Annotated in this window: 1 protein-coding gene (running past both ends of the window); it reads left to right on the top strand. The window is 70.5% G+C overall.

All 12,501 nt of this window come from inside a single coding sequence — locus G361_RS45455, GntR family transcriptional regulator, on the top strand. Of the gene's 59,619 coding nucleotides, 30,284 precede the window and 16,834 follow it; the stretch shown corresponds to coding positions 30,285–42,785, spanning codon 10,095 (partial) through codon 14,262 (partial); the first codon wholly inside the window starts at position 2. The start codon and the stop codon both lie outside this window.

The raw sequence follows: 12,501 nt of genomic DNA, 5'->3' as shown, positions 1-12,501 counted from the left end.
CCGGCCGGGCCCGACGGCCGCGCGGCGGGCCGAAACGCGGACCGAACTCGACGAACTCGCCTGTGCGCGACTGGCACTGCTCCAGCTGGGGGACGCGCAGCGGGCACTGGGCCATGCGTGGACTTCTCCGGTGTTACCGCTGGAGCCCGGCGAGGTGCACGTCGACGCGGTGGCGTTGTCGTTCGCGCTCGGCGGCCACGGCGAGCCGGGACCCGCTGGGGTGGAAGGCAATCGCGAGCTGGAACGGTTCCTGTCCGGCCTCGGCGAGGGCGAGCCGGGACCGGCGAGCGCGGAGCGGCGCGCGGCCCGTCACGGCCGGATGGCGGTGGTGATGGTCTGGGAGACCACGGGTTCGGCGCACACCTACGTGGCGCTGAACTGGCGGGGCACGCTGTTCCTGCTCGATCCCGCTCGTTACGACCGCCCGGTCGTCTTCGATCCGGACGACACGAGCCCGATCGGAATCTCGTTCGTGCGGTTCGAGAGCGACGGCAGCCTGGTGGCGCCGATCGTGCCCGAGCTGGCGGGTGATCGCGACAACGACGCCTACCTGAGATCCCTGCCCGCGCAACGGCCGGCCTACTTCGATGCCCGCCGGAACTGGCCCGAACTCTCGGGTTCGCCCGCCGAGGAGACCGGGACGTTCGACGAAGTGTGGGCGCGGCACGCCGAGGCGGTGCGCGCCGTCGTGACCGGCCGGTACCCGCACCTGGTGGACGCGCTGACCGACGAGATCCGGCAGCTCGCCCGCGACCGGATGCACTGGTGGGATCGGACCGGCAGCTCGGCCGCCGAATGGCTGACGGACCTGGCGACAACACTGCTGGACGGGCCGTCGAACTGGGCGGACCGAGTTCGCCGGGGTCTGCTGTCGGCCCTGCCGCCGGCCGATCGGGACGTGGTCGAGCCGATCCTGGCGGGGACACATCCGGCGGTGCTCGCCCGCGCCGTGGACGGTGCCCAACCGGGTCGGCGGGAGATCGTGGACCTGCTGCGGCAGCAGCCGAATTCATTGCAGGACAGCGGTTTCGACCCCATCGTGATTCGCCACGCGGTCTGGGCGGTGGTCGCCGCGATCGCGGGTGCCGATTCGATGCCGCGTTCGTCCACCGCCGGCGGCGGACCCACCGACGCCGGTGCCGAGCCGATTCCGGCTCAGTCCGTGGCGCAATCGGAGCTGCTGCGGCGGGTGCGGCTCGGGGAGATCGTCGGCGAGTCGGACCGTGGCCTGTTGTCGGCGGCGCTGGACACGATGCGCCGACGGCTGGCCCGGCATCCGCACCTGCTCCGGCGCGCCGAGACCTACCTGCTCGGTCCCGCGGAGCAGGCGCGAACCGGGCAACCGGCCGCGGTGGCGGTCCCGACGCGGTGGCTGCCGGACTGGTTCCGTACGGACACCGCCGCCGGTCGGGACACGGAGGGGCCCGATGTCCCGGTGGTATCCGCCCTGCGGACGCTGGTGGACACGCTCGAACCGGACGAGCGCGACTTCCTGCTGCTGCGGCTCGCGGGTATGACGCGAATGGACGCCGTCGAGGTCATGGGCATCGCGACCGGCGACGCCGCCCGGGCTATGTACATGCCGGTTGTCACGAAATCGGCCTCGCCGCTGGTGGCGGCGGCGCTGCGCTCGGAATCGGCCCGAGAACTGCTGCGGCACGCGGCGCTGCTCTTCCCTCCGCCGTGGTCCGTGCTGACGAGGCAGATCCTCGCCGGAGATCTGGCGCCGGCCACGACGGAGGAGATGGCCCGGTTCTGGAATTCGACCGTCGACGACCCGCGCGGCGAGCTCGCGGCCCTCACCTGGGCACTGTCCGAGGTGTGTCTCGCGCAGTGGGCGCCGGTACTGGCGGTGTCCCGGAACATCAGGCCGGCCACGGCGCTCGGGTTGCGTTACCTCGCGGCCAACAAGGACGCGGACCGGTTGCAGAAGCTCCGGCTGCTGCTGTGGCTGCCCGACGACTACTGGTCGGCATTGGGAACCGATACCCCGAGCACGCTCGATCGACTCGTGGACACGGTCTTCAGCACAACCGATCAGGAGTACCTCAACCGGTTGCAACGCGTCGAATATCCGGTGGCGGAACCGACCTACCGCCACGCCTCGGTGGAATGGCTGCGGGCGGCGGCGCTCGGTGGCCGGTGGCTCGCCGAGTACCGCGGAAGACGTCTTCCCGCAACCGAATCCGTGGTAGCACCCGATCTGCGGCCCGGCCCGGTGCCGCGCGGCGCGGATCAGCGGCCGGCCCGGCCCGACGGCGCACTGCCGGATCCGCGCCCGGCCTCGACGGGGGAGCGCGCCGCCGCGGCCGCCGCGGCGGCGGCCCTGGCCGCCGGGCGTCCGTGGGAATCGTTGCCGGCCGACCAGGTCGACGCGGTGATCCGGGTTCGACCGGAGAGCGTCCTGGCCACCGACGCGCCGTTGCCCCTGCGGCACGCGGCGGCGCTGGTGCTGCTCGTCCGGGACCGCGAGGAGGCTTGGGACAGTACACAATTCAACCTGGCCCGGCCGGAGGAGACGGAACGGGCACGCGGCGAACTGGCGGTGCTGCGCCGCCGTTCGCGCCGGGCGGGGGAGACCGTCGACGCCGTGCGGGCCCTGCTGCGGCAGGCCGAGGAACTCGGCGAACCCTGGCGCGGTTGGCTGGTGTCCTACGATCCGCGGACCGGCGCGGTCGTCCTGGCCCTGTCGAACGACGACGGCGGACAAGCGGATTCGTCGGTCGGCCACGTCGTCGCCGACGATCTCGGTGACGTCGTCACCGACGGTCGCGAGTTGCGCCAGCGGTTCGCGGCCGCGATCGGATACCTCGTCGACGAAGCGCGCCGGGCCGGGAACGACGCGCCGGTGCGCGCGCTCGCGCTGGTCGCCAATCGGGTCGGCACGGATCCGTTCGGCGGGATTCCCGTCGATCCCGCGTCCGTCACGGTCCACGGCGTGGCCGACGATCTCGGTGCGGGCTGGACCCAAACCGCCGCGGTCGCACCCGGATACCCGGATCAGATCCGCGCGGCGGTGGCGCTGCGCCCCTGGCTGGCGCTCGGCATCGCACAGCTCGCGCTGTTCTCGGACGTGACCACGAAACTCGCCGGCCTGCTCGGGCACACCGGTGTGTCGCCCTGGCAGATCTCGGGCGCGCAGCGGATGAACTATTACGTGCTCACCGCGCACAGTCCGGGCGATCCCGCGGCCGCGGTCGAACTGCTGGTACAGATCGCGCCCGACCCGGTGCGCGGGCCGAACAGCCGCGATCCGGATCTGACTCTCACCCTGGAGTTTCCGCTGTCCGAGGAGCGTCGCGCCGAGGCGGTGGAGCTCGTCGCGGGTCTCGCGGGCCGGCCGGCGGACGCGCAAGCGGTGCGGGTGTCGTTGCGCGAACAGTTCGTCGAGCGGCCGCCGAATATCCGTGTGCAACTGCGCATCTGGTCGTCCGGTGAGCAGCGACTGCATGTCGTCACCTCGGGGGCCGGCCGAGTGTCGGTGCGGTCCGCGGCCGACCGGCCGAGTCCGGCGGTGTCCGGCCCACAGCGGCTGGTCGCGACATTCGCTGCCGCGGCGGAGCTTTCGGAACAGGAGCTGGGTACCGACTGGCAGACCTTGCTGCGCGTCGAGCAGATGATCCGCCGAAGGTTCGGGACCGGTCGGGACGAGCCGATCACCGCGGAACAGATTTCCGAGTTCGCCGCGATACTCGTGGCCGCGCACGGCGCTGTCGCCGAGGAACCCGCCGCGCGGGTGCGGCGGATGACGGCGGCCGCGCACGAGGCACGTGCCTACGCGCTGCTGGACTGGGGTGCCGGCCAGGTGGTGACCGAGTTCGAACTCGGTGCGGTGATGCACCTGCTGCGGCTGTACGCCGAGGAGACCGACGACCCGGGTGCGTTGTCCGCGCTGGTGGCCAGCGTGCCGGATTGCGCGGACCCGCGCGATGCGCTGAAGCGGTACTGGATCGCCTTCGACCGGAGCAATCCGCGGCACTGGACGTGGACCGCCGGCAACCCGCTCGTGCCCGTGACGCCGGCCGCACTGCGACACCTCGCGCTCGACCGGCGATCGGCCGCCCTCGGCTATTGGGAGACCGTCGAACACATCCTGCGCGAATACCACCACGAGGAATATCCCGGTGTGGTCGTCCTGTGGACCGGCGAAGAGGTCGCGCCGTACGCGGTGGAGCGCATCGCCGAGGCCGACCGGACCGTCCTGCGCGGAGTCTTCGCGAGCTTGCGCGCACTCGAAATCCCCCTCGGCGCACTGCGATCGGCTGTCGACCTGAGTGGCCGGTCGAACCTGATCCCGGCCCTGGCACTTCTGGTCTGGCTGGCGCCGGACGGGTACGTGACCCGGGTGGCGAACCAGGAGAACCTCCCGGAGCTGGAATACGACGAAGCGCTCGCCGATCCGAACGGTTCGCGCCTGCTGCGCGGCACGGTCCCGGCCCGCGGAACGGATGTGGTCGACACCGCGGCGCCGTGGCTGAAATGGCCCGCGGTCGTGGTCGACGCGGCCGGACTTCCCCGGACGTCGAGACAGGGACTGCTGCGCCGCGCGATGGACAGCCGGGTGATTCCCGGCGAGGTCCTCGAATTCGGTCCGCTCGGTGTGCTCTCCGCGCTCGGGATCTCGACCAGGGCACGCGCCGCCATGGGAACGGACTTCGCCGCGTCCGGCTCGGCGTCGGCCCATCCCGGTGTCTTCCACGCCGCGCTGCTGTGCGAGATCAATGCCGCCGAGACGGCCCTGATACTGAGCCGACCCGCCGACGACGATGACGGGACCGTCCGGTACGCAACAGCTTTCGGCAACCCGGCCCGATGGGCCGCCTTCCTCGGGCACGTCGGACGGGTGGTGGCCCACCACGTGGTCGAGCGTGCGGCCCCGGCGTCCGGGACCGGCGAGGGGCTCGTGTCCGGCGTCGTGAAACTCCGTCCGGCCGAACCCGAGCCGGAACTCGACATCCTCGCCGCCGAACGCGGCGTCCTCGTCGCGCTGGTCGCCGACGCGGTCCCCGAGCCACTGCGTGATCGCCTCACCGCCGCCACCCCACGGCCGCGCGAGGCCACCCCACTCGAGTGGCGCATGCGGCGGAATCGGCGCGCGCAGGATCTGGAACGTGCCGGGCTGCCCCATGATTCGCTCGGCGAGCTGGTCGCGCGGTTGCTGGAAGGCACCGAGCCGATCCCGCGGCTGCGGGCGGCCGGCGTATCCGCCGAGCGACTCGACGCCATCGAGGCCGCCGTAGTGCATTACCAGCGCAACTCGGCAGCGGTGTTCGAATCGCGCCTGGCCCGGATGCTGACCGACGTCGACCGCATGCGTGCCGTCGTCACCGCATTGCTGAGCACCGTCGATCCCGCGGCCGTGCGCACGGCCGCAGCCGAAACTCGCGGCGGCGCCGAACAATCCGCGGACGCCGGGCAATCCGTGGACCCGGTGGCCGATCTCGTGGCCGCGCTGCTGGACCGCGAGGATCCGAACCCGGATCTCGTCACCGATCGACTCCGCCGCGCGGGCGTACCGGACGCGGTGGTCGACGAGTTGTCCGGGACGGTCGACTACGCCCTGGGCCTGGCCGCGCTGGTCGCCGGCGCGGCCGAGCAACTGGCCGAATACCGTGCCCGGCAACCGAGATCCGCTCCGAACGCGACAGCGACCGGCGCTGTCGCGAACGCACCGTCGGAGGGGGACCGCCCCGGCTGGCGGACTCGCCGGATGCGTGACGAGGTCGATCTGGCGCGGTACCTCTATCACCGGCCGGAGGTCAAGGCGGCCGCGGTCGCGGTGCTGGATCGGCTGCGCGAGTTGCTGACCGGCATGTATCCGGAAGCGACGGACGAGCAGATCCGTGCCACCTTCGATGCCACCGAGAACCGCCTGTGGGGCGGCATGGTGCCGCGATCGGTGCCGTGGGTGGAATTGACGCGCGACGGCAATCTTCGCGAGATCATGTCCGCCCTGCTCAACGGGATGACCCGGAACGCGGAACTCGAGCACACCGCCACGGGCCGCACGCTGGACGAGGGCATCGCGCGATTGCTGAACGAATCGGACTGGACGGACAAGGCGGCCGCACTCGGGCTGAATGTCGCTGCGCTGGCGGCTGTTCGAGCGGCGTTCTTCGCGCACAAGCCGGGCGCGACGATGACCGCGCAGGACCTCCGTGATGTCCGGTACTCCCGGGTACGCAGCACATCGGCGGATGCCGTCTTCGAGGAATACGAAATGCGGAAGACGGTCCTGCACAACCGGAAAGACCGAGAACAGCGCCGCCGTGCCCTCACCTCGCGGGACTACGAGCTGCTGGGGATGCCGCTCTCGGCCCGGGAATACGCCGCTCTGGCCGGACATCTGCGGAAGCTGCGCGTCGAGACCCATCCGGATCACGAACTGCTGCACACCCCGAACGGACGGGTCTGGACGTCCGCATTGGAATATCGCCTGCGTCAACAGGATCCCGATGTCGCCTACGTCCTGCCGATCCATGTCTACGACGAACGCGGACAACGGATTCGCGACGGAGCCGGGCGGTATCGGGTGGCGGCGATCCAGGTCTACTACGACGAGGGCGAGATCGGTCCCGAGGAGGCAGAGCGCCTCGACACCTCTCACTACACGGTGGAACTGCCGTGGCGGCCCGGGGCGATGCTGGTCGACTTCCACGAGAGCGACTACTTCCGCGAGGTCGTCGCCGAGCAGGAAATACCCATGGCCGCAGGCATTTCCGGTTCCGCGACCAGGATGCTGGCTCGGCTGGACTGGCTCCGGCCGGCCGGTGTGTCCCGCGACGATTTCATCGCGGCGATGCTCGCGTTCATGCTCCCGCACCACCACACCGTCTACGAGTTCGTGCGCGGCCTGGAGATGGCCGGGGTGCGACTGGTGGACGAATCCGTTCCCGAACTTCCCGGTGCCGCACACATGTTCCGGGCCGTCGCGGACCGATTCGGCCCGCGCGACGACGGGTCGGCCCCCGGTCCGGACAGCCCCCCGCCCACCGCGGGCGCGCAACCCGCGCCGGATGCCGTCCCGGCGCCGGGAACCGGGGTTTCGGCGCCTCGGTCGCAGGTGGCCGCGTTGGCCGCCCGGATGTACCGCGAGCAGACGGGGGCCGCGGAGGATCTGCGCGATCTGCCGATCGAGACGCGACTGCCGCTGCTGCGCGCCGCCGAGGTTGCGCTGCCGATCGTGCAGGCGGCGGCGCGAGCCGGAGCGGACCCGGCCGATCCGGCCTTCCTCGACCACGTGGCCACCCGGATCTACGACTACGAGCTGAGTTTCGCGTGGGCCGACGTCGCACCGGACCGGTGGCTGCCCTTCGACGATCCCGGTTTCACCGACGAGCGGCGGGCCGGGTACCGGGCCGCGGCGCGGATCGCGGCCGACTTCGTCCGTGTTCATCGGTTGGGTGAATTCGATTGGCAATCCTCCTCATCGGATCACGATGCGCCGGATCCGTACCGGCAGCTCGACGATGTCGCGGACATCGCCGCGGAATTGACTCGGCGGCACGGGGTTCGGGTGGTCGGTTTCGATCTGCCCGGGCTGTCGGTGGCGTACGCCCGGGAATTCGCCCGCACCCTCGACGATCTGCTCACCCGGTTCCCGTTCGTCGAGCTCGACCGGGTCGGCTTCGGCCCACCCGGCCCGCGACCGCTGGCCCACAGCGAGGTGGTCACCGATGCCGACGGAGTGCCGCGGGTGCGGTCGCTGACGATCGGTACCGTCGCGGCGAGCAATCCGGCGTTCGTGGCGAGCACCTGGGTTTCGATGGTGGACAACGCGCGCGCGGAGGGCGCGTCCGGGCAGCCGATCGCGGGACTGGTCCGCCGCGAGTTCGGCATCGTGTTGCAAGCGCTGGGCGCGGAGCGCGGGAGCCATGTCATGCACGCGCTGAGCACGTTCCACCACGCCCGCAATCCCGGGGACGGCCCGGCCGAGGCGGCGGACTGGATCCGCGGACAGTTCGGAAACTACGCCTATCACGTCGAGACCTTCGATCCGGTCGCCACCGCCGGTGGCGGATTCGCCGCCGTCGCGCACGACCCGGAAACCGCCGGCGAGGGCGCACACGTCGTCCACGATCTGCTGGTGGCGGCCGCCCGCGAGCAGGCCGCCGCCCGTGCTCTCGGCCGCCGGCTGGCCGGGGAGTTCCGGCCGGTCGGCCCGGTGGAGCAGCGGAACAAACTGGATTTCGTCGCGCGTCTGGCGGCCGAACACGACATTCACCTGATCGGTTGCCGGAATCCGGGCATCACCTTCGCCACCGTCGCCGAGGTCGCCGGGGCGGTCCTGCGCGTGCGAGCCGAGTTCCCGATCCTCGGCGCCGTGCAGATCGACGTCGACCCGGTACCGCTGGACCGGCGACCCGACGACGCCCGGTCCGAAGTCCACTACATCGCCTACCACTCGCCGGACCGCGGCACGGTTTTCGGTGCGCAGTTCCTGGTCGCCCCGCAGTACATGCGGGAACTGACCGCGAGTGGCGTCGCGACCGGCGCGCTGCGCGGGGATCCGGATCGGCCGTACTTCACCCTCACCGTGCACGAACTGACCCATCGCCTCCGCGAGCTGCTCTGGGAAGCGCTCGGCGAAATCCGGTACACCCGGCCGAAGTCGGACAGCCTCGGCGTGCTGCGCGACTATTTCGCCGCCACCTACGGTACGGCCGCCGGCGCGTTCGAACAGTGGCTCGCCCGGCAGTTCTCCCGCTACAGCTACGACATCAACGGTGTGTGCGTCGCGGACGAGGCCGACGCCGAGACCGTGGTGGCGCGCTTGCGCGGTGACCGGCTCACCGAGGGTGAACAGGTGGTGTGGCAGCACCTCGTCGAGCTGGTCGCCGCGTACTCGGGCTCGGCCCCGCCGACGGCAGCGAATGCGGTCGACGACGACGAAATCGACTCGGCCGCCGACGAATCCACCGCGTTGCCGGATCTTCGCGCCGAGATCGATCGCATGCGTGCGCGCCCGGCCGTGGCCGATGCCGCCGAACTGCTGGACATCTCCCCACGCCTACTGGAACCCGCCCGGCTGCGCCAGGCCGTGACCATGCTCGCCCAGACGGTTCGCGGTACGGAGATGCCGCCGGGCCCGATCGAGCTGGACATCGCCCGGCTGCTGCGCTGGCTGAAGGAGCAGATCGAATACTTCGAGGAGGCCGACCGCGCGACTGCCACGGCGATCGAAACGGGTCGCGTCGACGAGCGGCTGCGTGCCGGGCTGGCCGACCGCGCGGAAGAACTGAGCGACGAACTCCGGGCGCTGCTCGGGGTGCCGGACCCGTCCGGCGGCATCTTCGTCGCCGACGTCGATCCACTGGATGTCCTGCGGGACATCGTTGCTGCTTCCGGCACGGCCGAAATCCCCATGCTCGTGGACACGATCGCCGCGGTCCTCACCGGCGGCACCGGCACCCAGCGCGAACTGGACGGCTTCCAGGTGTGGCTGGCCGGATGGCTGCTGGCCGAAGCGCTCGGCGCGACACCGGATCGGGAGCAACTGGCGGCGCTGGGCCTGGAACCCGCCGAGTTGGACCGGAAACCGTTGCGGCACATGGTCGAACGAGCCACCCGGGAACGGGGCCCGGTGGCCGTGACGGCCCGCCGGCTGATCCTGCTCGGCCATCTCGAACAGATCGTGAAACGACGTCCCCGATCGACCCTGTCCGTGTCCGACGTCCGATACGCACCGACCGCTCCCGTGCCGTTCGGCGAATTCGGCGCGGACACAACCGAATCCGGTGTGAGCCCGCGGGACCGACTGCTCGGCCGGCTGCTCGCCACCCCCGCAGGAACATGGGCCGTGGTGGCCGGTCATCATCCGGACTCCGGGGACGGTCCGGGGGCCTACCTGCTGTTGCGCGGTTCCGGTGACCGGGTCGTGGCGCTGTGGTGGTCCGGGGCGAACCTGCGCGATATCGAGATCCGTTCCGGGCAGGGCGATTTCGGTCCGCCGGAGCGGCCGGTGAAAGCGATGTTCTTCGGCCCGGACGAGCCCGGTCACGCCGGCCTTTCCGGACTCGATCCCGCCGCGACGCCGGACGGTGGCGGACCCGTGACGATGATGCTGCCGAGCGACGTGTCGCGCAGCCACGTCGAGGCCGTCGTGGCTACCGCGATGCACGGTCGGCCGCAGGAACGGGTGGCGGCGACCTCGGCGGCGGTACACGATCTGGCGCGCCGGGTGTTCGAGTACCCGGGGAGTTCACGCGCCACGACGGCGTCGGTGATCCTGGAGGTACGCGACGACGACGTGTCGGTCGAAGTCGCGAGCGAGAACATCGACCGGTCGATGGTGTTCCGGCTGCGGTGGGGCGGCGGGGTGGTGGCCGCCGACCTGGTGGCGCCGCTCGTGAACCGCCTGGAACAGAGCGGAATACCGTTCGCCGAGGTGCACACCTCGGTCGGCAGCGTGATCGATCTCGCGCTCGAATCGCGGAGCGCGATGATCCGGCGCGCGGTCGCGTACTTCGGTCAACGCAGTCTGGACAACGGATACGACCTCGACCCCACTCGCCTGCCCTGGGTGGAGGTCGGGGTCGAGGCCCGGGCATCGGGCACGTCGTCGGTGCAACTCGCCGTGGTCAACCGGTCCCAGCGCGACGAGGTGACGATCATCGCGACCCCGTCCGGCACCGGAATCCGGATCTGGCGCTACCTCGACGACACCACCGAACGGCATCACCTCGACGACGCGGTGCGCGTTCTGGTGACCGAACTGCTGGGCGGAACCGAACCGGTCGCGGCGGCGGCGAGCGACGTCGCCGTGCGGGTGTTCGGCGCCGATGCCCTGCGGTCGAAGGTGAGTCGCGGGATGGGACTGGAGATCCGGCTGGAGCCGGACGGGCGGAGCCTGCGAATCGCGGTATGGCATCGGGCCCGCTACACGACAGGGACAGTCCGGCTGCACCCGGATGAACCGTACGAATCCGTCATCGACCTGGACGGACTGCGCCGCCGGGTCGCCGAGCTGGCAACCAGCCTGGGTACGACCGTCGGCTCGGGTGGTCCGGCCGCTGTCCGGGCAGTGCTGGCGCAGGTGCGGGAGGACCGGTCGTGGCGCGTCGAGCGCTTCCGGACCGCCGCGCAGCGATACCTCGCCGGTCTCGAGGATCCCGCGCGCTGGGCGGCATTGCTGGCCTTGTCCGGTGAATTCGGCGGCGTGGATTCGCCCGGTGAATTGGACGGTCTGATGCGGTGGCTCGACAACGAGTTCGGCAGCCCGGAACTGTTCGTGCCCGATGTCGAGGAGTTCGGTAAGCGGCTACGAGTGGTCCTGGACTGGCCGCCGGAACGGCCGGCCGCGGAGATGAACGTGCGGACGGTCCTGGCGGCGATCGCGCGTTATCGGGCCGAGGACGATTTCGATCGGTTCCCGCCGAATATCCATCAGCTGCGCGAATTCGCCGGCTGGAGCGCGGGGTTGCACCGGATCATGGGTCTCACCGGTATGCCGGCCGATACCGCTCGCATGTCGTTGTCCGCACTGGCGGACGTGGAACGTCTGGTGCGCTCCCGCTACGATCTCGCCGAGGACGAGCCCGTCGATCCGGATCTGATTCGCGAATTCGCGCACACGACCATCGCCGGGCATCGCGGTGATTCCGCTCCGGAGAGCTCGCGGGACGAGGTCCGGAAGCTGTTGGACGCGGCCCGGATCGCGCGGTTCTACGGGTTCGGAACGCGGCCCTCCCCGTCCTATTACGTGAGCCGCGGGCACCTGGAGTACTCGGTGATGCTCGGCGAGATCGCGCGGTTGCAGGAACTGATCGTCCGGAAATGGCCGCAGGCCCAGGGCAGGTCCTTCCGATTCCTGGAATTCGTCTCGCGGCAGTATGCGAAATCCTGGGACCCGTATCACCTGGTCATGCGCTATCGGCGGATCCGGCACGAGGCGGCGGACCGCCTCGTCGAATCCACCGACGAATTGGCGGACGTCACCGGCGATCCGGCCGCCGGACCGGCCGGCGAATCGGATGCCTTCGAGGCCGAGCAGGAATGGGGCGCAGAGGAATACATTCTGCGCAATTACGTCGGCGAGTGGGTCGACGGGGTCTTCGTGCCCGCGGACCATTACCGGCCGGGTGCGTTCGATCTGCCGCGGTTCGTGCACCGGATCTACAGCCACGACCTCACGATCAACGACGCCATCATCCGGTTCCTGCGAACCGAGGGCTTCGCGCCGGGGCAGTTCGAGAGCGCCGGGGACATCGGCGGCGGTAATGCGCTCGGCTACGAGCTGGGCACGTCCGCCTTCGTGCGAGGCGGTTTCGAGCAGATTCTCTACGAGGGGAACAAGCAGGAATGGGAGGCGTTGCAGGCCACGCGCAGTTCGGGGCGGCAGCGGTACATCGATGTCCACGGCATCCCCCGGACATTCGACAGTCGCGGGATCTGGCGGCAATGGGTTCCGGCGATCGCCGAGATCATGTCCCGGTACTACCCGGACCACGACTCGGGGATCGACGCGGACAGTTCGAACGACCGAATCGACGCCGTGATATC

The sequence above is a fragment of the Nocardia sp. BMG111209 genome (genome assembly GCF_000381925.1).
In the GTDB taxonomy this organism is placed as follows: domain Bacteria; phylum Actinomycetota; class Actinomycetes; order Mycobacteriales; family Mycobacteriaceae; genus Nocardia.
This window is presented reverse-complemented; position numbering and strand designations above follow the sequence as displayed.